Source organism: Kitasatospora dryopteridis, from assembly GCF_050749075.1.
Classification (GTDB): domain Bacteria; phylum Actinomycetota; class Actinomycetes; order Streptomycetales; family Streptomycetaceae; genus Kitasatospora.
On sequence record NZ_CP192749.1, the window covers coordinates 4,966,614 to 4,989,152 of the forward strand.

The window sequence follows — 22,539 nt, forward strand, 5'->3', positions numbered from 1 at the left end:
CGGCAGGCACGCCCGGCCGCCGGACCAGATGTACCGCAGCACCTTCTTCCTGCTGGCCTCCTCGGTGAGCACGGCCGGGCTCGGCTTCCTGTTCTGGGTGGTCGTCGCACGCTTCTACACGCCCGAGCAGGTGGGCCTGGCCACCTCGCTGATCTCGGCGATCTCCCTGCTCGCCTACCTCAGCATGTTCGGCCTGAACAGCACACTCGTCCGCTTCCCGGCACCGGAACCCGCCCGCAACGCCCAGATCACCCAGGCGATCGCCCTGGTCGCGGCCGTCTGCGGCATCGCCGCGCTGCTCTACCTCGCGGGGCTGCCGCTGTACGGCCCCAAGCTGCTCTTCGTCCGCTCCGACCCGGTGCAGGCCGCCGCGTTCGTCCTGTTCTGCGTCTGCGCAGCCGTCAACGCCCTCACCGACTCCGTCTTCGTCAGCGCCCGCCTCCCGCAGCTCAACGTGCTGGTCGACGGCATCATCCAGGGGCTGACCAAGCTCGCACTGCCGGCCGCGCTCGTCGCACTCGGACCGGGTGGCATCGTCTCCTCCACCGGCGGCGGCTACCTCGTCGCCGTCCTGGCGTCCCTGCTGCTGATGCACCGCCGGATCGGCTTCCGCTTCGACTTCCGCACCCGCGGCACCCGCCTGCGCGAACAGCTCGGCTTCTCGCTGGCCAGCCACACCTCCAGCCTGCTGAACCTGCTGCCGCTGATGGTCGTCCCGCTCATCGTGCTGGAACGCCTGGGCACGGCTGCGGCCGGCTACTACTACGTCGCCTTCCAGATCGCCAGCCTGCTGCACGCCGTCTCCGGTGCCGTCGGTGACGCCCTGTTCGCGGAGGTCTCCTCGGACGAGTCCCGCTTCGGCGAACTGCTGCGCCGCTCGGCCCGGATCATCGCCGCGGTCCAGGTTCCCGCCGTGCTCGCCGTGGCCGCGGCCAGCCCCCTGCTGCTGCAGATCTTCGGCCCCTCGTACGCGGAGCGGGGCCGCGGCCTGCTCGTCGCCCTTGCGGTCGGCGCGCTCGCCGTGGCCCTGAACACCTGGGCCGGATTCGGCCTCAAGGCGGCCCGCAGGATGGGCCACCTGATCTTCGGCAACGTCCTCTTCGCGGCCGCGACCATCGGCCTCACCGCGCTCTGGGCACCGCGCGGGCTGGTGTGGGTCGGCCTGGCCTGGGGCACCGGCAGCCTGCTGGCCGGGCTCTACGGGACGGCGGCCCTGCTCGTGTCACGGCCGCGCGCCGGGCGGCAGGACGCGCCGGTCGCCCCGGAACCCGCCGCCCCGGTGCAGCCCCGCCCTTTCGTGCCGCCGCCGCAGCCGTACCCCGCCGCTCCGCCGTACCCCCGGCCGGCCGCACCGCCGCACCCCCGCCCCGCGGCTCCGCAGTATCCCCACCCGACCGTCCGCCCCGAGGGCCCCTACCGATGAGGACCGCCGCCTGATGCCGCGCCGCAAGCCGTCCGGCACCGGAATCCGCACCGTCGCCGTCGTCACGCCCTACTACCCGCCGAAGATCGGCGGAGTGGAGAACTACGCGGCACGCATCGCCCGGGCAGCCGCCGACGACCCCGGGCTGCAGCCGGTGGTCATCACCACCCGGCTCGACGGCCTGCGCACCACCGTCACCACCGAGGACGGCGTGCAGGTCGTCCGCCTCGGCGCCTGGCTCCGGCTGTCCAACACCCCGCTCAGCCCGCTCTGGCCGTTCCAGCTGCGGCGCTGGCTGCGCCGCAGCGGCGCCGAGGTGGTCAATGCCCACAGCCCCGTCCCGGGCCTTGCCGACGTGGCGGTCGCAGTGTCCGGCCGGCGGCGGTCCGTCCTCACCTACCACGCGGGATCGATGCACAAGGGGGAGACCGGCAGCGGTGCCGCGGACCGGCTGATCGGCCTGTACGAGACGCACGTGCTGCCGCGGGTCTTCCGCCGCGCGGACGCGCTCGTCGCGGTCTCCCCGGTCTCGCTGGCGCACGGGCAGCCGCACGCCGTCGAGATCAGCCCCGGCGCCGACCTCGGCCGCTTCACCCCCGGGGCACCGCCCTCCACCCGCCCCCGCACGGTCCTCTACGTCGGCCGGATGGACCGGTCCTCCGCCTGGAAGGGCGTGGACGTCCTGATCCGCGCCCTCGCCGAACCCACCGGGCCGGCCGGTGCGCGGCTGCGCCTGGTCGGCGGCGGCGACGCCGTCGGCGACCACCTGGCACTCGCCGACCGGCTGGGCATCGCCGACCGGGTCGAGGCCCCGGGGGAGCTCACCGGCCAGGACCTCGTCGAGGCGATGCGCACCGCAGCCCTCGTGGTCCTGCCCTCCCGCACGGAGGCCGAGTCCTTCGGCATGGTCCTGGTGGAGGCGATGGCCTGCGGCACGCCGGTGGTCGGCTCGGCGGTGGGCGGCATCCCCCGGGTCGTCGTGGACGGCGGGACCGGGCTGCTCGTCCCGCCCGGCGACCCCGGTGCCCTGGCGGACGCCTGCCGGCGGGTCCTCGACGACGGAGCGCTGGCGGACCGCCTCGGCGCCGCCGGCCGCCGCCGCGCCGAGGAGCGCTACGACTGGCGGAAGCTGACCGACCGCCACCTCGACCTGTTCCGCGGAGCGTGACGCCTACTGCTGCGACTGGGCGCGGCGCTGGTAGGCGGCGACGGAGTCCTTGAAGGCGGCGAACGCCGGCTTGCGGCTGCCGTCGTAGCGGCGCAGGCCGTAGAACAGCGACCGGCGCTGCTTGTCCTTGGTGGTGCCCGAGTCCTGCTCGGCGAACCAGAAGACCGCGGTCACGTGCGGATTCGCCGCGGCGGCTGGGACGGTGTCACTGGCGATGTCGGCCTGGAACCCCTCGGTCACGTGCGAGGCGTTCGGCGGGATCGTCCGGCCGTCCGCCGCGCTGCCCGGGCCGTTGGTCGGCGCACCCGTCTCGGTGATCCAGACGGGCATGTTGCCCGAGCCGTACTTGTCCAGGACGGCGACCAGGTTGTTCTTCGCGCTGCTGATCTCCTCCATCGCCGTGCCGAAGTCGGTCTTCGCACTGGGCAGATGGGGATAGGTGTAGGGGTGGTAGCTGAGCGCGTCCACCAGCTTGTTGCCGCCCAGCCGGCACACCTGCTCCAGGAACTCGGTGTGCGAGACGTGCCCCTCCGCCGGGTTGGTGCCCACCGCGGCCAGCCCGCCCAGCAGCAGGTACGCCTTGGGGTCGGCACCGCGCAGCGCCTTGGACGTGACGGTCAGCAGCCGGGTGTACGCGGCCGCATCGGGCTTGGGCGCCCAGAAGGGGATGTTGGGCTCGTTCCAGATCTCCCAGATGTGGATGCCCATCGGCGCGTACCGCTGCGCCGCGTCCCGCGCGAACGCGGCGAAGACGTCGAACTTCGCCGGCGGGCACGACGGGTCGTCCTTGCACCCGGCCGAACGGGCCCAGCCCGGCGTGTAGCCGATGGTCGGCAGGACCTCCAGCTTGCGCGCGTGCGCTGCCTTGACGACCCGGTCGAAGCGCTGCCACAGGTAGTTCTTCGGGCTGTCCGGCTGGATGTTGTTCCAGGACAGGTCGACGCGGATCCACTTCGCGCCGAGCTCCACCGAGTCGTCCAGGGCGACCGCCAGCTCCTGGTCCGACTTCCAGGTGAGGGTGTCGCCGAAGGCGATGCCGATGCGGAGCTGCTTGCCGTTCTGCGGGGCGGTCGGGGACGGCACCGCCGCCGGTGTCTCGGCGACCGCGGAGGAGGACGCACGGGTGAAGACGCTCGCCGTCACGGTCGCCACCAGCGATATCAAGAACGCCAGCACCGCCACCAACAGTCGTTTCCGTCCGGCCCATTGCATCCCCATGCGGTACAGCCTAGGCCAGCCTCCGACGTGCCCTGTCAGAAGGTCAGTGCATAGACCATCAGATCCATGCCCGGCAGCGGCGCCCAGTCCCGCTCGGGGGAGCGGCGGAATCCGAGCCGTTCGTACACCCGGTGGGCCTCGGTCATGTCCGGGCGGGTGGAGAACGCCATCCCGGCCAGGCCGAGTTCGCGGCTGCGCTCCATCGACGCCCGCACCAGCGCGGTGCCGACGCCCCGGCCGCGGGCCGACCGGGACACCGCCAGCATCCGGATCTCGCCCTCGTGCGGCAGCGAGATGTCGGCCCAGGCGGTGCCGCCGACCGCGAAGGTCACGCAGCCGAGCACGCGCCCGTCCCCGGCGTCGACCGCGACGAGGAGTTCGGCCTCCTCGCTGCGCCGGCGGGCGTCGCGGAGGAGCGCGGCGTACCGGCCGTCCGCGAGGCTGTAGCCGTCGCCGACGAAGACTTCGACCGAGAGCTCCCCGGCCGGGTCGAGGTCCTGTTCGCGGGCTCGGCGGATGACGACGTCCATCCCCCCAGTCTGCCCTCGTCCCGTCCGCTTCCGGACGGGGCCCGGTGCAGCCGGTCCGGGACGGCCGGGTCGGCGGGGTAGCCGCCGGGGCGGTGCCAGTTGTCGCGGCCGTTGCGGCCGGAGCGGTCGACCTCGCGGCCGACCACCGCTCCGATCAGGGCGAAGCCGCCGACGGCGGCGAACAGGATCACGGCGCTCATGAACACGGAGGAGGAAGTCATGCCTCCACTGTCCCGGGGCGGGCACGGCCCGACGAGTGGCAGAAAAGACCTCTTGCATCGAAATCCTGCCAAGGGCATCCTGGGGCCATGCTGAAGAACGTGGTCGCCGTCGTCCTGGAAGAAGTGCACCCCTTCGAACTCGGCGTCGCCTGCGAGGTGTTCGGCCTCGACCGCACCGACGAGGGCCTGCCGGTCTACGACTTCGCCCTCGCCTCCGACCGGCCGGGCCCCAAGCGCACCCACGCCGGCTTCACCGTCGACGTCCCGTACGGCCCCGAGCGCCTCGCCGAGGCCGACCTGATCGTGCTCACCGCCACCGGCCTGCGCGACGAGTACCCGCCGGAGCTGATCGCGGCCCTGCGGGCCGCCGTCGAGGGCGGCGCCCGCGCCCTCTCCATCTGCAGCGGCAGCTTCCTGCTCGGCGCCGCCGGCCTCCTCGACGGCCGCCGCTCGACCACCCACTGGAAGCACGCCGCCGAAATGGCCCGGCGCTTCCCGCTCACCACCGTCGAGCCCGACGTGCTCTACGTCGACGCGGACCCGGTCATCACCTCCGCCGGCACCGCCGCCGGCATCGACGCCTGCCTCCACCTGGTCCGCAAGGTGCAGGGCGCCGAGGTCGCCCGCGGCATCGCCCGCCGCATGGTCGTCGCCCCCCACCGGGAGGGCGGACAGGCCCAGTTCGTCAACCGGCCGCTGCCCGAGCCGGGCGTCGACTCGCTCGCCCCCGTCCTCGACTGGATGCGCCACCACCTCGACGAGGACGCCGGCGTCGAACGGCTCGCCGCCCTCGCCCACATGTCGCCCCGCACCTTCGCCCGCCGCTTCCAGCAGGAGACCGGCACCACCCCGCACCGCTGGCTCACCGGCCAGCGCATACTGCTCGCCCAGCGGCTCCTGGAGGGCACCGACGAGTCCATCGACGCGGTCGCCGCCCGCTGCGGCTTCGGCAACGCGGCCACCCTCCGCCACCACTTCGGCCGCCGCCTCGGCACCACCCCGCAGGCCTACCGCCGCGCCTTCGCCTGCCCGGACGTCCCGGCGGGGGTCTGAGCGCAAGAGCGCGCGGGGCGGGAGACGCCGACCGGCGCCTCCCGCCCCGCACCCGTCCGCAAGGGGCAGGCCGTGCGCTACTTCGCGAGTGCTGCGGCGCCCGCCTGTGCGAACTGCTCGTCCAGGTCGCCGCTCGGGGCGCCCGCCACACCGATGCCCGCCACCGGCGCACCCTTGACCTGCACCGGAGCGCCGCCGCCCAGGAACAGCGTGCCCGGGATGTCCTTCAGGTTCGGGGTCTGCGCCAGCCGCTTCACCAGCTCCGAGGTCGGCGCGTTCCAGGACACCGCGGTGAACGCCTTGCGCTCCGCCGACTCCGGCGACTGCGGGCCGGCACCGTCCCCGCGCAGCGCCACGACGGTGTTGCCGTTGCGGTCCACGACCGACACCGACACCTTGTACCCGCCCTTGCCGGCCGCGTCCATCGCCGCCAGCGCAGCCCTGGTCGCCGCCGCCACCGTCAGGTGCGAGGACTCCGCCACGTCCTTGCCGCCGGCCTCGGCCTTGACCGCCGCCGGCGCGGCCGCCGCACCGGCGGTGTCGGCGTTCGCCGACACCGCACCGAAGGTGCCCGCACCCAGCGCGGCCACCGCCAGCGCACCGCCCAGCACCCGCGCCCTCGTCGACGACTTGATCATCCCGCACTCCTCGGTGAATCCCCGGCCTGCCCCAGCGGCTCGGCCACACACCGATCCTCCGCGCCCCGAGGCCCCCCGCGCGTCGCCGGTCCGGCCCCCGTACGCAGGCATGATGGAGGACACCGGGGTCAACCGATCGGCCGATGCACGGGACCCGCGGCCGGGCGAGAATCCGAACGAGCGAGCACCCCCCAGGTGGTTGCCCGAGAGGAGGAGGACAGGTGGGACCCCCGCAGCGTGCCGATGCCGACGCCGACGAGCGACGGCTCGCCCTCGTGCTCGACGGTGCCTTCCTGCTGCTCCTCGCCGGCTCCCTCACCCGCTACCTCACCCACCACCCCGGCAGCCCCGCCACCCCCTGGGTGATCGGCCTCTCCACGGCACTGGCCGTCGCCCAGCTCACCGGCTCCCGGCTGCTCGCCCCGACCGGGGCCGACCGCCGCAACCGGCCGGCCGTCGCCGCACTCACCCTGGTCACCGCCCTGTGGGTGGTCCTCGTCGTGCTGGCGCCGAGCTTCGCCTGGTGCGCGGTGCCGCTCGTCTACACCGCGCTGCGCACCCTGCCGACCCGCGCGGCCCTGCCGCTGGTCGCCGCCCTCACCGCCCTGGTGACCGTCGGCCAGGCCCGGCTGCCCGGCCCGGCGGACGCCAATCTGCTGATCCTGCCGCCCACCGTCGCCGCCCTGGCGACCGCGGTCTTCCTCACCATGCGGCGGCAGACCGCCCGGCAGCGGGCCCTGGTCGACGACCTGGTCCGCACCCGCCGGGACCTCGCCTCGACCGAGCGCCGCGAAGGCACCCTCGCCGAGCGCGAGCGGCTCGCCATGGAGATCCACGACACCCTCGCCCAGGGCCTCTCCAGCCAGCAGATGCTCCTGCAGGCCGCCGACCGCACCTGGGAGAGCGACCCGGACACCGCCCGCCGGCACGTCCGCACCGCCACCGCGGTCGCCGGCCGTAATCTCGCCGAGGCGCGCCGCTTCGTCCACGACCTCGCCCCGGCGGAGCTCGCCGACGGCGGCGGCCTCGACCGGGCACTGAGGGCCCTCGCCGAGCGGGAGAGCGCCGAGAGCGGCCTGCCGGTCCGGTTCCACCTGGACGGTGCGCCCGTCCCGCTGCCGCCCGCCGTGCAGGCCGCGCTGCTGCGGATCGCCCAGGGCGCGCTCGCCAACGTCCGGGAGCACGCCGGCGCCACCGGCGCCGTCCTCACCCTCTCCTACCTGGGCGACCAGGCCGTCCTGGACGTCGCCGACAACGGCCGCGGCCTGCCGCCGGACACCGCGGCGCCCGCCCCGGCGCGCGGCCACGGGCTGCCCGCCATGCGGGCCCGGCTGCGGCAGCTCGGCGGCACGCTCACCGTGGAGAGCACCCCCGGAGAGGGCACCGTGCTCTCCGCCGCCGTCCCCCTGCACCCCGGGAGGTCCGCATGACGCCGTCGGTACGGCTCCTGGTCTGCGACGACCACGCCGTCGTCCGGGCCGGCCTGCTGGCGCTGCTCGCCAGCGCCGGCGACATCGAGGTGGTCGGGGAGGCCGGCAGCGGCGAGGAGGCCGTTGCGCTCGCCGCCCGGCTGAGGCCGCAGGTGGTGCTCATGGACCTCCAGCTCGGCGAGGGCATCGACGGGGTCGAGGCGACCCGGCGGATCACCGCGGCCGAGGGGGCTCCGCACGTCCTCGTCCTCACCACCTACGACACCGACGCCGACATCACCCGGGCGATCGACGCGGGGGCCACCGGGTACCTGCTGAAGGCCGAGCGGCCGGAGGAGCTGTTCGCCGCGGTGCACGCGGCGGCGGCCGGGCGGACGGTGCTGTCGCCGCCGGTGGCCTCCCGGGTGATGGCGCAGATGCGGGCGCCGGCCCGCCGTCTCACCGACCGGGAGCAGGAGATCCTCGCCCGGCTCGCCGAGGGGCTCGGCAACCGGGAGATCGCCCGCGCCCTGTTCATCAGCGAGGCGACGGTCAAGACGCACCTCAGCCGCATCTACGACAAGCTCGGGGTGGACACCCGCGCGGGCGCGGTGGCCGCGGCGAAGGAGCGCCGCCTCCTCACCTGAGCGTGCCGGGCCGCCCGGGCCGCCGGTCTTGGACCGACCGGCAATAGGGCCCGCGGCGTCGCGCGCCGACAGCTCTCTCCCTCCTTGCCCGCCATCGGGCAGGAGGGGCCCATGGCCGCACATCCCTCGTCGCACGCAGCGCCGCTGCGCTCTCCTCACGATGCACGCCCAGACTCGGCTCTCGACCCGCTCCTTGATCCGCGCTCCCTATTGCCGGTCGGTCTCAGTCGGCCGGGCCGGGCAGGTGCCCGGTGGTGTTCCACAGGTCGGGGCGGAGCCGGCCGTCGGCGGCGCGCCAGAGGCTCGCGGAGCAGTTGTGGACGGGGGCGCTGTCGAGCAGCTCGGGCTCGGTGAGCCGGTCCAGGATGTGGCGGAGCATCAGGACGGTGCAGTCGTGCGCGACCACCAGCACCGGCCGGCCGGCCTCCTCCTCGGAGAGGTCGCGGAGCACCCCGCGCACCCGCAGTGCCACGTCCAGCCAGGACTCCCCGCCGGGCGGCCGGTAGTACAGCTCGCCCATCCGCCGGCGGCGGGCGGCCTCCGCGGGGTGCTCCTTCTCGATGGCGGCCCGGGTGAGCATCTCCAGGACGCCGAGTTCTCTGTCCCGCAGGCGTTCGTCGTAGCGCACGGGCAGCCCCACCGGGACGGCGCCGAGTCCGGTGGCCTGGGCGACCGCGATCCTGGCGGTCTCGGCGGTGCGGACGTACGGGGAGCACCAGACGGAGCGGGGCCGGTCGGCCGGCGGCAGGGCGGCCCACCAGCGGCCGAGGGCCTGGGCCTGGGCCTGGCCGTGCAGGGAGAGCGGGATGTCGGCGTCGCGGCTGGTGATCGGGACGGTCAGCGCGCCCGCCTCCTCGGCGAGCCGGAACTCGACGTTGGCGACGGACTCGCCGTGCCGGGTGGCGATCAGGACGGAGGGCAGTGGCCGACTGCTCTCGCGTTCGGTGCGGTGTCCGTTCAGGATGGTGCCGGCCTCTGCCATCGCCCGTCTCCCCGTCTTCGTCTTCTCGCGCTGCGGTGAGCGCGGCGGCGCCCCGGGTGGTGGGGGGTGGACGCGCCCGTGGGGAGCCGCGCCCCGACACGATGATCGCGCCGCCACCTCCAGTGTTGACGGTGGTGGCGGCGCGAGCACAGGGCGCACGAGGGGCGGCACTGTGCGCCCCTGGTGGTGCGTGCGCCGAAAGGGCGCGGGGCCCGTGTACCGGGCCGGTCAGTGCGCCGCGGCGGGCTGCGGGGCCCGGTCCACGGCCTCGTCGCCGGCGTCGGCGGTGTAGTCGCCGGTGCGGGTCTCGTCCGCGCCCTCGGGCGCCTTGGCGGCCTTCAGGACGAGGGTGAGCACCACGGCCACCACCAGGTTGAGCACGAAGGCGGTGAGGCCGATGTAGCCGATCTCGCCGATGAACGGGATCTCCGCCGAGTTGCCGCCGAAGTGCTTGGTGGCGGCGGACTTGATCCCGTAGGCCTTCCAGGTGCCGTAGGCCATGCCCGCGGCCCAGCCGGCCAGCAGCGCCCAGCGGTGGAACCACCGGGTGAACAGGCCGCCGACGACGGTGACGAAGGTCTGCAGGATCCACAGGCCGCCGAGCAACTGCAGGTTGATCGCGAACTGCTTGTCCATGGCGAGGACGAAGGCCAGCGCGCCGACCTTCACCAGCAGCGAGGCGATCTTGGCGACCCGGGTCTCGTCCGCCGGGGTGGCCTCCGGCTTGAGGAACTCCTTGTAGATGTTGCGGGTGAAGAGGTTCGCGGCGGCGATCGACATGATCGCGGCGGGCACCAGGGCGCCGATGCCGATCGCGGCGAAGGCCACGCCGGTGAACCAGTCCGGGAACATGTTCTCGAACAGCTGCGGCACCGAGAGCTGCGGGTTGAAGCCCTTGACGCCCTTGCCCACGCCGGCCGCGATCGCCATGAAGCCGAGCAGCGCCAGCAGGCCGAGCATCAGCGAGTACGCGGGCATGATCGCCATGTTGCGGCGCACGGTGTTCCGCGACTTGGAGGCCAGCACGCCGGTCACCGAGTGCGGGTACATGAACAGGGCGAGCGCCGAGCCGAGCGCCAGCGTGGCGTACGTCCAGTGCGAGCTCGGCCCGAGGATCAGCGAGCCGCTGGGCTTGCCGGTGGCCGGGTTGACGGTGGAGAACTTCTGGGCCGCGGAGTCGAAGATGTGCCCGTAGCCGCCCAGCCGCATCGGGATGTAGATCACCGCGACGATGATCACGACGTAGACCAGGGTGTCCTTGACGAAGGCGATCAGCGCCGGGGCCCGCAGTCCGGAGGAGTAGGTGTAGGCCGCGAGCACCGCGAAGGCCAGGAACAGCGGCAGGTCCTTCATGAACCAGTTCCCGGAGCCGCCGACGCCCAGCACGTCCAGCACCGCCTGGATGCCGACCAGCTGCAGCGCGATGTACGGCATGGTCGCCAGGATGCCGGTGAGCGCCACCGCCAGCGAGAGCGCCTTGGAGCCGTACCGGCCGCGCACGAAGTCCGCCGGGGTGACGTACCCGTGCACCCGGGAGACCGACCACAGCCGCGGCAGGAAGAGGAACACCAGCGGGTAGGCGATGATCGTGTACGGCACCGCGAAGAACCCGGCCGCGCCGGTCGCGTAGATCGCCGCGGGCACCGCGACGAAGGTGTACGCGGTGTAGAGGTCGCCGCCCAGCAGGAACCAGGTGACCCAGGTGCCGAAGCTGCGGCCGCCCAGGCCCCACTCGTGCAGGTGCTGGGCGTCGTCGGCGCGCCGCCACCGGGAGGCCAGGAAGCCCATCACCGAGACCAGCACGAAGAACAGGACGAAGACCGTCAGCGCGGTGACGTTGACGCCGGTGTGCATCACTCACCACCGCCCCGGGCGGCCTTGCGGGCCTTCTCGTCCCGGCTCAGCAGCAGGTAGGCGCCGACCGTGAACAGCGCCGACACCGGCACCCACAGCAGCTGGTACCAGTAGAAGAACGGCATTCCGCCGATCCCCGGCCCGGCCTTGGTGTACGAGGACACCCAGAGCGTGGCCACGATCGGCACGGCGAGGCAGAGTCCGGCCAGGACCCGGGCCGGGGTGACGGCGGGGACGGGCCCGGCGGCCTCGTCCCCCGCGGGGGGTTGCACTTCTGACGACATGTTGCGGCTCCGGCTGAAGAGGGCTCACCTCGTCGGCGCCGCAGCGCGCGGGGCTCGCCCCGCACGCCCGCCGAGCAGCACCTTTGGTGATCGGCAGTCAGTACGGGAGCGAAATGTAGGGCACGGACGTGACCGGTGTCACCAGTACGCGCAGAAACGGCCTGATCCGGCCGGCCCGGGGCCGGCCGGATCAGGCCGTGTGCGCAGCGGTCAGGCCGGCGGTTGCTCGGGCCGCTGCAGCCGGGTGATGAACTTGTACCGGTCGCCGCGGTAGATCGAGCGCACCCACTCCACCGGGGCGCCCTCCGCGTCGAAGGAGTGCCGGGACAGCTGGAGCATCGGCAGGCCGAGGTCGGAGCCGAGCAGCCCGGCCTCGCGCGGGTTGGCCAGCGTGGTCTCGATGGTCTCCTCGGCCTCGGCCACGGTGACCCCGTACACCTCGCGCAGCGCGGTGTAGAGCGAGTTGTGCTTGACCAGGTTGCGGCGCAGCGCCGGGAAGCGCTTCGCGGACAGGTGCGCCACCTCGATCGCCATCGGGTCGCCGTTGGCCAGGCGCAGGCGCTCGATGCGCAGCACCCGGCTGCCGGGCTTGATGTCCAGCAGCGGGGCGAGCCGCTCGTCGGCGCTGATGTAGCCGACCTCGATCAGCCGGGAGGTCGGCTCCAGGCCCTGGGCGCGCATGTCCTCGGTGTACGAGGTGAGCTGCAGCGCCTGGGCGACCTTGGGCTTGGCGACGAAGGTGCCCTTGCCCTGGATGCGCTCCAGCCGGCCCTCGACGACCAGCTCCTGCAGCGCCTGCCGGACGGTGGTGCGCGAGGTGTCGAACTGGGCGGCCAGCGCGCGCTCCGGCGGCACCGGCGTGCCGGCCGGCTGCGTCTCGGTCAGCTGCAGGAGGTGGCGCTTGAGCCCGTAGTACTTGGGCACCCGTGCGGCCGTACCGGTCGCCGCCGCCGTGGACTGCGCCGGCACCGTGGTGCCCTCAGGGAGGGCCGCCGTGCCTCTGTCGCCGCTCATGGCCGCTCTCACTCCTCGCCCTGCAGCCGTCACCGGCTCCTCCGTCGTTGTATCAGCACATGGTCGCACGCGAGGGCCGCCGAGTGTGAGCTCCTGCAACTCCCGATCGGTCCGGGCGGCGCGCCGGGGCGCCCGGTCAGGCGGACGCCGCGCCCAGGACCAGCCCGGCCAGCGCCTCGGCCGCGGCGACGCCGCAGACCCGGGCGCCGCCGTGGGTGGCGAGGACGGTCGTGCCGCGGCCGCCGAAGGTGTCGGCGAGGCCGTGCGCGGTGCCGATCTCCACCACCACCGCGTCGGGGCGGACGGCGGTCATGGCCAGCGCGGCGCGCAGCATCCAGGGGTGCCGGTGCACGTCGCGGACGACGATCACCAGCGGCCGGTTGACCGCGGCGCCGAGCAGCGGCCGGACGTCGACGTCCGCGCCCTCGGCGGCGACCGCCACGTGCAGCAGTCCGGAGCCCTCGATCCGGGTGGCGGGGGCGCCGACCCGGGTGTGCGTGGTGCCCGGGACGAGTTCGGTGAGCGGGCCGGAGACGCCCCACGGGGTCTGGTCGCCGACCGCGATGTTGGCGCCGGGGGAGAACTCCACCACGTGCGGGACGCCCTCCAGCGGGCGCAGCTCGCCGTGGATGCGCAGGGCCCGGCGGGCGGCGGCGAGGCCGATCCCGACCTCGGCGTGCGCACCGGCCCGGGCGGCCCGTTCGGCGGCGGACCAGCGGGCCACGGCGCGGTTGCGCTCGGCGGCCTCGTGCAGCCGCTCGGCGGAGAGCCGGCCCTCGCGGACGGCCCACACCAGGGCGTCCCGCAGGTAGAGGAAGGCCGCCTCGTCCTGCAGGCCGCCGCCGACGCAGATGGTGTCGGCGCCGGCCGCGACGGCCCGCACCGAGCCGGCGGCGACGCCGTGGGTGCCGGAGATGGCGCCCATCTCGATGCCGTCGGTGACGATCAGCCCGCGGAAGCCGAGCTCCTCGCGGAGCAGGCCGGTGAGGATCTCCCGGGACATGGTGGCGGGCAGCTGCCCGTCGTACGCGGGGAAGAGGATGTGCGCTGTCATGATCGACTTCACGCCGGCCGCGATGGCGGCGCGGAACGGCTTGAGGTGCTCCTGCACCTGCTCGGCGCTGAGGTCGATCCGCGGCAGCCCGAGATGGGAGTCGCCGGAGGTGTCGCCGTGGCCGGGGAAGTGCTTGGCGCAGGCGGCCACGCCGGCGGACTGCAGGCCGCGCACCCAGGCGGCGGTGTGCCGGGCGGCGAGGTCGCCGTCGGCGCCGAAGGAGCGGACGCCGATCACCGGGTTGTCCGGGTTGGAGTTGACGTCCGCGTCCGGGGCGTAGTCGAGGTTGACGCCGACCGAGGCGAGGTCGAGGCCGATCGCCCGGGCGACCTGCTCGGTGAGGTCGGTGTCGTCGACCTCGCCGAGCGCCAGGTTGCCGGGGTACGAGGAGCCGCTCGTCACCTCCAGCCGGGTGACGTCGCCGCCCTCCTCGTCGGTGGCGATCAGCAGGTCCGGGTTGAGCGCGTACATCTCCGCGGTCAGCGCGGCGACCTGCTGCGGGGTACGGATGTTGCGGCCGAACAGCGCGACGCCGCCCAGCTCGCCGGAGCCCAGTCTGCGGCGCAGCCACTCGGGGGCGGTGAGCCCGGCGAAGCCCGGCTGGAGCACCGCGCCGGCGTCCGTGAGCAGTTCGACGCTTTCCGTACCGGGAATCGCCATGGTTCCTTCCCTGGGTGGGGTGCGGGTGGTGAGGGGGTGCGGGGAGCGGGACGCTCCCAGGGGCGTCAGCCCTTGACCGCACCGGCGGTCAGGCCCGCCGACACCTTCTTCTGGAAGATCACGAAGAGCACGATCACGGGCAGCGAGACCAGCAGCGCGCCGGCCATCTGCGAGCCGTAGTCGGCGCCGCGGGTGGGGGTGGTGGCGTAGAAGGTCAGCCAGATCATCGAGGTCTTCTGGCCGCCGGTGGAGAGCAGCACGTTGGCGACGATGAACTCGTTCCACGCCTGGATCCAGCTGTACACACCGGTGGTGATCAGGCCGGGCAGGGTGAGCGGCAGGATGACCCGGAAGAAGGCGCCCCACTGGGTGCAGCCGTCGACCATGGCGGCCTCGTCGAGCTCGGCCGGGATGTTGACGATGAACGAGCGCAGCGTCCACACCACGTAGGGCACGGTGAAGACCAGGTAGGCCAGCATCACGCCGAAGAGGGTGCCGGTCATGCCGGCGTTGTTCATCACCACGAACAGCGGGCCGATGATCGCCAGCAGCGGCACCATCTGGACGACCAGCATGGTGACGATGAAGAAGTTGCGGCCGCGGAAGCCGAACCGGGCGACGGCGACGGCGGCGAGGAAGCCGACGACCAGGCCGAGCACGACCGAGCCCAGGGTGATGGCGATCGTGTTCTGGAGCGCCGGCAGGAACTCCTTGTCGTCGAAGATGGTCTTGTAGCTGTCGAACGAGAACGCCTGCGGCCAGAAGGTCGGGTCCTTGGCGATCAGGTCCTTGTTGGTCTTGAAGGTCGTGATGAGCATCCAGTAGATCGGGAAGCCCATCACCGCGGCGAAGCCGAGGCCGAGGGTGTTCCAGATCCAGGTCATCACGGGGCGCTGCCCGGTGGTGCGGACCTTGGCCCGGACCTTCGGCCCGGCGGTGGCCGCCGGTGCGTCGACGGTGGTGGTCATCGGTCCTGGGCTCCGATCTTGAGCATCTGGCGGATGTAGAAGACGAGCACCGCCAGCATGAGGAGGATCATCGCGATCGAGATCACCGAGCTGTCGCTGTACTTCGAGGCGACGATGCCCTTCTGGAACAGGTAGGTGCCGATCGTCCAGTAGCCGGGCTCGGGCGAGGTGTTGCGCAGCGAGAAGATCTGCGCGAAGACCTGGAAGTCCCAGATGAAGCTCAGCGCGGCGCTGATCATCAGGAACGGCTTGATGACCGGGATGACGACGTGCCGGAACGCCTGCAGGGAGCTGGCGCCGTCCAGCTTGGCGGCCTCCATCAGCTCCTTGGGCACCTGGGTGAGCGCGGCGTTCAGGCCGAGCACCAGGAAGGGCAGCGCGCCCCAGATGATGACCGCGGCGCCGACCACGTACAGGCCGACCGTGGGGTCGGCGAACCAGTCGTAGTGCTTGGTCTTCTCGTCGCCGGTGAAGAGGTAGCCGATGTAGTCGACCACGCCGCCGTTGGAGGCGAACAGCCAGCGGAAGATGGTGCCGGTGACGAGCGCCGGGATGGCCCAGACGAACATCATCACGGTGATGCAGACGACCTTCACCCAGCCGGAGACCCGGTTGAGCAGCAGGGCGAAGAGCATGCCCAGCACCATGGAGAGGACGACCAGCTCGACGGTGAAGTAGATCGAGCGGAGCACGACCTCCCAGAACTGGTCGTCGCCGAGGACCTTGGTGTAGCCCTCGAACCCGATGTACTTCGCGAGCGCCGGGTTGACCAGGTACGAGTACCGGTTGATGTTCTGGAACGAGAGGTCGAACAGCTGGTACAGCGGATACGCCAGGACGCCCACCAGGGCCACCACGGCCGGCAGGATCATGGCGTACGGGATGTAGTGGCCGCCCGCCAGGATGCCGCGCCGGGGCGGCGGCGGTGCGGCCACGGCGGCCGCGGTCTCCTCGACCGCCACCGGCGTTTCGTTCGTTGTCACGCTCATCAGGGTCCTTCCCGGCCCGCGGAACTGGTCGGTACGTGGTGCGCGGGTGGGCAGTCCGCGCTGCTGCACGGACTGCCCACCCCCTGCACGCCTCGTCAGCCGTTCAGGTCCTTGAGGACGGTCTCCTCGACCTTCTTGAGCTCCGCGGCCGGGTCGCCGCCGGCGGCGATCGCACCGAAGGCGTTCTTCAGCGCGGTCTCGTCGGCACCGGACCACATCGGGGAGTTCGGGATGAACCAGGTCTGGCCCTCGGCCGCGTCACCGGTCGCCTTGTTGGCCGGCGCGGCGGCCTTGTAGGCGGCGACCAGGTTCTTGGCGTTCGGGATCGCGAACTTGGCCAGCTCGGTCTGCTGCTTGGTGTTGGTGAAGATCTGCAGGAAGGTCGCGCCCAGGCCCGGGTTGGCGGACTTGGCCGGGACGGCCAGGTCGGAGCCGCCGAGGAAGGCGGGGGTGGGCTGGCCGGCCGCGGTGCCCGGGAGGGCGATGCTGGCGAGCTTGTCCTTCAGGCCCGGGTCGCCGACCTTCGGGTCCGCGACCTGGCCGAGCTCCCAGCCGTTGCCGACGATGGCGGCGATGTTGCCCTTGGCCATCAGGGCGTCCTGGGTGGCCTCGTCGGTGGTGGTGCCGCCGACCGAGAACTCCTTCTGCAGGTCGTTCCAGACCTTGACGCCCTCGACGAACTTGGGGTCGGTCAGGGTGCCGGTCCACTTGTCGCCGTCGCTCTTGGCGACGATGTTCTTCACACCGAAGGTGCCGGCGCCGAAGGAGGCGGCGGTGTACCAGTTCTGGCCCGGGAGGTAGAGGGCGGAGAAGTTCGGGGTGGAGGCGTTGGCGGCCTTCACCTTGGCGAGGGCGTCCTTCAGCTCGGCCAGGGTGGTCGGCGGGTTGGCCACGCCGGCCGCGGCGAAGAGGTCCTTGCGGTAGATCAGGACGCGGGCGCCGGCGTAGTAGGGGATCGCGTAGGTCTTGGAGCCGTCCGCGGTCTGGCCGGAGGCGGCCAGCGAGTCCAGGTACTTGTCCGAGTTCTCGAACTGGGACTTCACACCGGTCAGGTCGACGAAGGAGCCGGCCTCGATGTACTTGGCGGTCTGGGTGTTGCCGAGCTCGATGACCTCGGGGGCGTTGCCGGAGAGGAGGGCGGTGTCGAGCTTGGTGGTGTAGTTGGTCCAGGTCTGCCACTGGATGTCGACGTCGGCGCCGGTCTCCTCCTTGAACTGCTTCTTGGCAGCCTCGACGACCGACGGCCAGCCCTTCTGGGCGTCGTCCATCAGCCAGACCGTGATCTTCTTGCCCTTGCCGTCCTTGCTGAGGGTGGCCTGCTTGGCGTCGCCGGAGGAGCCGGACGAGGAGCAGGCGGACGCGACGAGAACGGTGGCAATGGCGGCCACGGCGGCGATCTTGCGGTTCAAACCATCCTCCAGAGGGATGAGCAAGGTGTGGCACCGGGCTGTGGGGGCGTGGCCCTGAAGCGTCGTGCCAGGGGGAATGTCACCGGTGATTGCGATGGGGGAACTGCACGGGTGGAGCGGCAACCGACTTGGTGGAGTAGACCATTGGTGTAGACCAACTGCCCTGGAGATTGGCACGTACCAAAGAGCACCGTCAAGGGTTCTCGACACCTCGGGGCGCACCGTTATCAACGCTTGACACAGCCGTGCGCTTCTGGTGGTCGACGGGGCTTGGACTGGACCATCCCGGCCGGGAAATCGGGCGAATGGCCCACGAACGGGCATAGATGGCGAACGATCCGTCTGCAGCCTAACCCGCCCTCAAGTGCTCCTTAAGGGAGCCCTAATGGAGCGTGTGGTGAGTGTGTGCTCACGCTGAGTGCGCGCTTGACAACGGCTCTGCAACGACTGGTGCGTACGCTCCCGTGCGCCGTTGACTCCGTCATTGGTCTGGTCCACGCTCTGCGAACTGGTCTGTACCAATGCGCAGACCTTCCCCGACCCTCCGGAGGAAGCGTGAAGCGGCAGTTGACGGCTGCGATCGGCATGACGGCGCTGCTGGCCACCGTGGCGGGGTGCGGAAGCGGCACTCCCACAGGCCAGGACCGGGCGGCCTCGGCCTCCGCCGCGACCGGCACGGTGACCGTCTGGCTGATGGGCGAGGCCCAGACCAGCTGGCCCGAGCTCGTGCAGCAGGTGAACGACGAGTTCGCCGCCAAGTACCCCAAGGTCGAGCTCCGGCTCAGGTACCAGACCTGGAAGGACAAGATCGGCAACCTGGACGCCGCCCTGGAGGGCGAGCGCGTCCCCGACGTGGTCGAACTCGGCAACACCGAGACGATGAAGTACATCCTCAACGGCTCGCTCGTGCCGGTGGACCGCACCACCTTCGACAACAACCAGGCCTGGATCCGCGGCCTGGTCGACACCTGCACCTACCAGGGCAAGCTCTACTGCGTCCCCTACTACGCGGGTGCCCGCGTCGCCCTCTACAACTCGGCGATGTTCGAGGAGGCCACCGGCAGCGCCGCCGTCCCCGCCACCGAGGACGAGCTGCTCGCCGCCCTCGACAAGGTCCAGGCGAAGAACCGCGACAAGAAGGGCTTCTCCGCCCTCTACCTGCCGGGCCCGTACTGGTACGCGGCCATGTCCTACGTCGCCGCGTACGGCGGCTCCATCGCCCGCTTCGACAACGGCGGCCGCTGGCACGGCACGCTCGGCGAGTCCGAGGCCCAGCAGGGCATCTCCCACTTCGTCGACCTGGTGAAGAAGTACAACCACGGCGACCTGACCGTGAACGAGCTCGACCAGGCCGCCGTGCTCGGCAAGCACCGCACCGCGATGCTCTACGGCAACGGCTGGGAGGCCGCCGCCGCGTCCGAGCCGCTCTCCGGCGACCCCAAGCTCAAGGACGTCGTGAAGGTCGCCGGCATGCCCGGCCCGAACGGCAAGCCGCTGCCCTCCTTCATCGGCGGCTCCGACCTCGCGGTGACCGCGAAGTCGCAGGTCCAGGACCTCGCCAAGGACTGGATCAGGATGTTCACCAGCACCAAGTCGCAGCAGGTGCTGGCCGGCAAGGACACGCTGCCGAACAACCTCACCCAGCTCGCCCCGCTGAAGAACAAGCCGGCCACCGCGGCCGCCGCCAACGCCGTCCCGGACGCCTGGTTCACCCCGGTCGCGCCCGGCTGGGCCGCGATCGAGAAGCAGAACGTCCTGGTCGAGATGCTGAACGACATCTTCAAGGGCACCTCGGTCGAGGCCGCGACCAAGGCCGCCGACGCCAGGATCAACGAGCTGATCAACAACCCGTCCTGAGCCGCGCGGGCGGGCTCCGGAATTCGTTCCGGGGCCCGCGCACCGTAGGATCGAGCGGCACCACCCTTTTTTGCAGCGAGTGTGCGGACTCGCCGCCGTGAGGTCCCTGCCGGGCAGCAGCCCGCCGCGGGGCAGAACCATCTCAACGGAGGCACACCCGATGTCCGACCCGCAGACCGTCCCCGGCAGGATCATGGCGGCGGAGATGGCCGAGCAGCCGGCCGTCCTGCAGCGCATCCTCGACGAGGGCGCCCCCAAGATCCGCGAGATCGCGGCCGAGATCGCCGCCCGCAACCCGCGCTTCGTCCTGCTGACCGCCCGCGGCACCTCCGACAACGCGGCGCTCTACGCGAAGTACCTGATCGAGGTCCTGCTCGGCAAGCCGGCCGGTCTCACCTCGATGTCCACCACCACCGCGTACGGCGCCAAGCCCGACCTCACCGACTGCCTGGTGATCACCGTCAGCCAGTCCGGCGGCTCGCCCGACCTGGTGGCCTCCACCAAGGCCGCCCGCGAGGCCGGCGCCATCACCCTGGCCGTGACCAACAACGCCGGCTCCCCGCTGGCCGAGGTCTCCGAGTTCCACATCGACGTGATGGCCGGCCCGGAGAAGGCCCTGCCCGCCACCAAGACGTACACCGCCGAGCTGCTCGCCCTCTACCTGTTCGTCGAGGGCCTGCGCGGCGGCGACGGCTCGGCCGCCAAGGGGCTGCCCGGCCTGGCCGCCGGCATCCTGGAGCGCCAGTCGGAGGTCAAGGCGCTCGCCGAGCGGTACCGCTTCGCCCAGCGCCTGGTCATCACCTCCCGCGGCTACGGCTACCCGACCGCCCGCGAGGCGGCGCTGAAGCTGATGGAGACCACCTACATCCCGGCCTCGCCGTTCTCCGGCGCCGACCTGCTGCACGGCCCGCTGGCCATGGTGGACAACGTCTCCCCGGTGATCGCGATCGTCCCGGACGGCAAGGGCGGCGAGGCGCTGCAGCCGGTGCTGGACCGCCTCCGGGGCCGCGGCGCCGACCTGGTGGTCGTCGGCCAGCAGTCCCAGGTGGACGCGGCCTCCGCCGGTTTCGCGCTGCCGGCCGGCGTCCCCGAGGAGGTCCAGCCGATCCTGGAGATCCTCCCGCTCCAGCTGCTCGCGTACGAGGTCACCATCGCCCGCGGCCAGGACCCGGACGCGCCGCGCGCGCTGGCCAAGGTCACCGAGACGCACTGACGCCGGGCACACGACGAAGGGGCGCGGTTCACCGCGCCCCTTCTGCCGTTTCCGCCCGGCGGCGGAAAGCACTACGGGCCACGGCGCCGACACAGGACCCTCAACCCGTGCGGCACCGCAGCCCGGAGCTGTCGTCGGCGGCCGGTACGGCCGGGAGTTGTGCGGGACTCCCGGACCGCCGGTGCGCCGACCGAGGAGCGGCCTCGCGCGGTCAGGGCAGTGTGCGCGGGGGCCTCTCCTTGGTGCGTTTCCCATTGTGGACTAGACCAATTGCGGTTGTCCAGAGGTCGCCCGGGATTGGTCTGGACAACATCGCGGCAGGTCCCGCCGGGCCGTTTTCGTTAGGCTCGCCCTGTGCCCTCGCTGAACGAACTCGTCCGCCGCCACACCACCCTCACCGGTGCCGACGTGGAGTGGCTGCACCTGCTGGTCTCGGAGTGGCAGCTGCTCTCCGACCTCTCCTTCGCCGACCTCGTCCTGTGGATCCCCACCTGGGACGGCATCCGGTACGTCTCGGTCGCCCAGATGCGCCCCAACACCGGGCCGACCTCCTACCAGGACGACATGGTCGGCCACCTCGTCCCGCGCGGCCGCCGCCCGCTGCTGGACGCCGCCTACGACGAGGGCCGGATCGTGCGCGAGGGCGACCCGGAGTGGCGCGAGGAGGTGCCCGTCCGGGTCGAGTCGATCCCCGTCCGGCGCGAGGGCCGGGTGCTGGGCGTGATCGCGCGCAACACCAACCTGCTGACCGTCCGCACCCCCAGCCGGCTGGAGCTCACCTACCTGCAGAGCGCCTCCGACCTGGCGCAGATGATCGCTGCAGGAACGTTCCCCTACCCGGCCGAGCAGACCGACATGGACACGGCGCCGCGGGTCGGCGACGGCCTGATCAGGCTCGACGCCGACGGCATCGTCACCTACGCCAGCCCCAACGCGCTCTCCGCCTACCACCGGATCGGCCTCACCACCGACCTGGTCGGCAGTCATCTCGGCCGTGCCACCGCCGAGTTGGCTCCGCCCTCGCGCACCGCGGTGCACGAGGCGCTGGTCAAGATGGCCAGCGGCTGGGCCCCGCGGCAGACCGAGGTCGAGGCCCAGGGCGGTGTGGTCATCATCCGCTCCATCCCGCTGAAGCCGAAGGGCACCCTCACCGGCTCCCTGGTGCTCTGCCGCGACGTCACCGAACTGCGGCGGCGCGACCGCGAGCTGATGACCAAGGACGCCACCATCCGGGAGATCCACCACCGGGTGAAGAACAACCTGCAGACCGTCGCCGCCCTGCTGCGGCTGCAGTCCCGCCGGATGGACTCCGACGCCGGCCGCGCCGCGCTGGACGAGGCGGTCCGCCGGGTCGGCTCGATCGCCATCGTGCACGAGACGCTCTCGCAGACCCTGGACGAGCAGGTCGCCTTCGACGAGATCGCCGACCGGGTGCTGGCCATGGTGATGGAGCTCTCCCAGGACGGGCTGGTCAGCACCAAGCGCACCGGCAGCTTCGGCATCCTGACGGCCGAGGTCGCCACCCCGCTCGCCATGATCCTCAACGAGCTGATGCAGAACGCGCTGGAACACGCCTTCGGCCCGAAGGCAGCGGGCAACCTGGAGGTCAGCGCCCTGCGGGGGAGGGCCCCCGCCACCGGCATGGGCTGGTCGGACAGCTGGAACGGCGGGGCCAGGCCCGAGGAGTACCTGCTGATCACGGTGCAGGACGACGGCCGCGGCATGCCCGAGGGCTTCGACCCGCAGCAGGCCGGCAACCTGGGCCTGCAGATCGTCAGGACCCTGGTCACCGGCGAACTCGGCGGCACCTTCGACATGGTCGCCGCCCCGGACGGCGGGACGAAGGTCGTCCTGGAGATCCCCGTCCGGTAGGCCTCGGGGGCCGGGAACGCCACGAGGCCCTGCCGACCGGGGGGGTGGGTCGGCAGGGCCTCTCAACCCGTTCCGG

The 22,539-nt window shown here is 72.2% G+C and carries 19 protein-coding genes; 8 read left to right on the plus strand and 11 right to left on the minus strand.

Translation table 11 applies throughout. The features are described 5' to 3' along the window. Positions 1–28: 28 nt before the first annotated feature. Together ACQ614_RS22620 and ACQ614_RS22625 are read left to right on the plus strand one after the other, a co-directional pair. Entirely contained in the window at positions 29–1,423 is a 1,395-nt protein-coding gene (locus ACQ614_RS22620; protein WP_431680396.1) for a lipopolysaccharide biosynthesis protein, read from the plus strand. A 13-nt stretch (positions 1,424–1,436) separates the two neighbouring features. Then, the gene (locus tag ACQ614_RS22625; protein WP_431680398.1) at positions 1,437–2,591 is read left to right on the plus strand and encodes a glycosyltransferase family 4 protein; all 1,155 of its coding nucleotides are present in this window, start codon (positions 1,437–1,439) and stop codon (positions 2,589–2,591) included. A 3-nt stretch (positions 2,592–2,594) separates the two neighbouring features. On the opposite strand, the gene ACQ614_RS22630 is transcribed toward ACQ614_RS22625, so the two are convergent. Continuing rightward, complete coding sequence (locus ACQ614_RS22630) at positions 2,595–3,809, minus strand: cellulase family glycosylhydrolase (protein ID WP_431680399.1); 1,215 nt, start codon at positions 3,807–3,809, stop codon at positions 2,595–2,597. Positions 3,810–3,844: 35 nt separating this feature from the next. Next, positions 3,845–4,339, minus strand: coding sequence for a GNAT family N-acetyltransferase (locus tag ACQ614_RS22635; protein ID WP_363490699.1), 495 nt, complete (start codon positions 4,337–4,339; stop codon positions 3,845–3,847). A gap of 308 nt (positions 4,340–4,647) precedes the next feature. Between ACQ614_RS22635 and ACQ614_RS22640 the strand changes: the two genes are divergently transcribed. After that, positions 4,648–5,613, plus strand: coding sequence for a helix-turn-helix domain-containing protein (locus ACQ614_RS22640; protein WP_431680402.1), 966 nt, complete (start codon positions 4,648–4,650; stop codon positions 5,611–5,613). A gap of 77 nt (positions 5,614–5,690) precedes the next feature. Here ACQ614_RS22640 and ACQ614_RS22645 read toward each other — a convergent pair whose 3' ends face one another. Beyond that, entirely contained in the window at positions 5,691–6,251 is a 561-nt protein-coding gene (locus ACQ614_RS22645; RefSeq protein ID WP_431680404.1) for a heme-binding protein, read from the minus strand. 221 nt (positions 6,252–6,472) lie between these two features. Here ACQ614_RS22645 and ACQ614_RS22650 point away from each other — a divergent pair, with 221 nt between their 5' ends. Together ACQ614_RS22650 and ACQ614_RS22655 are read left to right on the plus strand one after the other, a co-directional pair. Continuing rightward, positions 6,473–7,681 carry a sensor histidine kinase gene (locus ACQ614_RS22650; RefSeq protein ID WP_431680405.1) on the plus strand — a complete coding sequence of 403 codons (1,209 nt, stop codon included), beginning with the start codon at positions 6,473–6,475 and terminating at the stop codon, positions 7,679–7,681. Next, positions 7,678–8,307 carry a response regulator gene (locus ACQ614_RS22655; RefSeq protein WP_431680407.1) on the plus strand — a complete coding sequence of 210 codons (630 nt, stop codon included), beginning with the start codon at positions 7,678–7,680 and terminating at the stop codon, positions 8,305–8,307. The genes ACQ614_RS22650 and ACQ614_RS22655 overlap by 4 nt, the downstream gene beginning before the upstream one ends. 223 nt (positions 8,308–8,530) lie before the next feature. Here the strand turns inward: ACQ614_RS22655 and ACQ614_RS22660 are convergent, their stop codons facing one another. The 8 genes from ACQ614_RS22660 to ACQ614_RS22695 form a co-directional block, all read right to left on the minus strand. Then, positions 8,531–9,289: a histidine phosphatase family protein gene (locus ACQ614_RS22660; protein WP_431680408.1), complete on the minus strand. Its 759-nt coding sequence runs from the start codon at positions 9,287–9,289 to the stop codon at positions 8,531–8,533. Positions 9,290–9,517: 228 nt separating this feature from the next. Further along, positions 9,518–11,143 carry a monocarboxylate uptake permease MctP gene (gene mctP / locus ACQ614_RS22665; RefSeq protein WP_431680411.1) on the minus strand — a complete coding sequence of 542 codons (1,626 nt, stop codon included), beginning with the start codon at positions 11,141–11,143 and terminating at the stop codon, positions 9,518–9,520. Next, complete coding sequence (locus ACQ614_RS22670) at positions 11,143–11,427, minus strand: DUF3311 domain-containing protein (protein ID WP_431680414.1); 285 nt, start codon at positions 11,425–11,427, stop codon at positions 11,143–11,145. The genes mctP and ACQ614_RS22670 overlap by 1 nt, the downstream gene beginning before the upstream one ends. A gap of 210 nt (positions 11,428–11,637) precedes the next feature. Then, positions 11,638–12,441, minus strand: coding sequence for a GntR family transcriptional regulator (locus ACQ614_RS22675; RefSeq protein WP_363490715.1), 804 nt, complete (start codon positions 12,439–12,441; stop codon positions 11,638–11,640). Positions 12,442–12,577: 136 nt separating this feature from the next. Next, positions 12,578–14,155, minus strand: coding sequence for a glycoside hydrolase family 3 protein (locus ACQ614_RS22680; protein WP_431680417.1), 1,578 nt, complete (start codon positions 14,153–14,155; stop codon positions 12,578–12,580). 65 nt (positions 14,156–14,220) lie between these two features. Continuing rightward, entirely contained in the window at positions 14,221–15,123 is a 903-nt protein-coding gene (locus tag ACQ614_RS22685) for a carbohydrate ABC transporter permease (protein WP_431680419.1), read from the minus strand. Beyond that, positions 15,120–16,106 (minus strand): carbohydrate ABC transporter permease, encoded by a 987-nt coding sequence (locus ACQ614_RS22690; protein WP_431680421.1) that lies wholly within the window; start codon positions 16,104–16,106, stop codon positions 15,120–15,122. Before ACQ614_RS22690 ends, ACQ614_RS22685 begins: the two co-directional genes overlap by 4 nt. Positions 16,107–16,207: 101 nt before the next feature. Next, positions 16,208–17,521 (minus strand): extracellular solute-binding protein, encoded by a 1,314-nt coding sequence (locus tag ACQ614_RS22695; RefSeq protein ID WP_431680423.1) that lies wholly within the window; start codon positions 17,519–17,521, stop codon positions 16,208–16,210. A gap of 555 nt (positions 17,522–18,076) precedes the next feature. On the opposite strand from ACQ614_RS22695, the gene ACQ614_RS22700 reads away from it, so the two are divergent. The 3 genes from ACQ614_RS22700 (at position 18,077) to ACQ614_RS22710 (ending at position 22,463) form a co-directional block, all read left to right on the plus strand. Continuing rightward, positions 18,077–19,378 carry an extracellular solute-binding protein gene (locus ACQ614_RS22700; protein WP_431680425.1) on the plus strand — a complete coding sequence of 434 codons (1,302 nt, stop codon included), beginning with the start codon at positions 18,077–18,079 and terminating at the stop codon, positions 19,376–19,378. A gap of 160 nt (positions 19,379–19,538) precedes the next feature. Next, positions 19,539–20,591 (plus strand): SIS domain-containing protein, encoded by a 1,053-nt coding sequence (locus ACQ614_RS22705; protein ID WP_431680427.1) that lies wholly within the window; start codon positions 19,539–19,541, stop codon positions 20,589–20,591. A 354-nt stretch (positions 20,592–20,945) separates the two neighbouring features. Beyond that, on the plus strand, positions 20,946–22,463 hold the full coding sequence (locus tag ACQ614_RS22710) for a sensor histidine kinase (protein WP_363490729.1): 1,518 nt from the start codon (positions 20,946–20,948) through the stop codon (positions 22,461–22,463). Positions 22,464–22,539 lie beyond the last annotated feature (76 nt).

Coding starts and splice junctions, on each gene's coding strand:
- ACQ614_RS22620 (WP_431680396.1), top strand. CDS start 29: ATGTACCGCAGCACCTTCTTCCTGCTGGCCTCCTCGGTGAGCACGGCC.
- ACQ614_RS22625 (WP_431680398.1), top strand. CDS start 1,437: ATGCCGCGCCGCAAGCCGTCCGGCACCGGAATCCGCACCGTCGCCGTC.
- ACQ614_RS22630 (WP_431680399.1), bottom strand. CDS start 3,809: ATGGGGATGCAATGGGCCGGACGGAAACGACTGTTGGTGGCGGTGCTG.
- ACQ614_RS22635 (WP_363490699.1), bottom strand. CDS start 4,339: ATGGACGTCGTCATCCGCCGAGCCCGCGAACAGGACCTCGACCCGGCC.
- ACQ614_RS22640 (WP_431680402.1), top strand. CDS start 4,648: ATGCTGAAGAACGTGGTCGCCGTCGTCCTGGAAGAAGTGCACCCCTTC.
- ACQ614_RS22645 (WP_431680404.1), bottom strand. CDS start 6,251: ATGATCAAGTCGTCGACGAGGGCGCGGGTGCTGGGCGGTGCGCTGGCG.
- ACQ614_RS22655 (WP_431680407.1), top strand. CDS start 7,678: ATGACGCCGTCGGTACGGCTCCTGGTCTGCGACGACCACGCCGTCGTC.
- ACQ614_RS22660 (WP_431680408.1), bottom strand. CDS start 9,289: ATGGCAGAGGCCGGCACCATCCTGAACGGACACCGCACCGAACGCGAG.
- mctP (WP_431680411.1), bottom strand. CDS start 11,143: ATGCACACCGGCGTCAACGTCACCGCGCTGACGGTCTTCGTCCTGTTC.
- ACQ614_RS22670 (WP_431680414.1), bottom strand. CDS start 11,427: ATGTCGTCAGAAGTGCAACCCCCCGCGGGGGACGAGGCCGCCGGGCCC.
- ACQ614_RS22675 (WP_363490715.1), bottom strand. CDS start 12,441: ATGAGCGGCGACAGAGGCACGGCGGCCCTCCCTGAGGGCACCACGGTG.
- ACQ614_RS22680 (WP_431680417.1), bottom strand. CDS start 14,155: ATGGCGATTCCCGGTACGGAAAGCGTCGAACTGCTCACGGACGCCGGC.
- ACQ614_RS22685 (WP_431680419.1), bottom strand. CDS start 15,123: ATGACCACCACCGTCGACGCACCGGCGGCCACCGCCGGGCCGAAGGTC.
- ACQ614_RS22705 (WP_431680427.1), top strand. CDS start 19,539: ATGTCCGACCCGCAGACCGTCCCCGGCAGGATCATGGCGGCGGAGATG.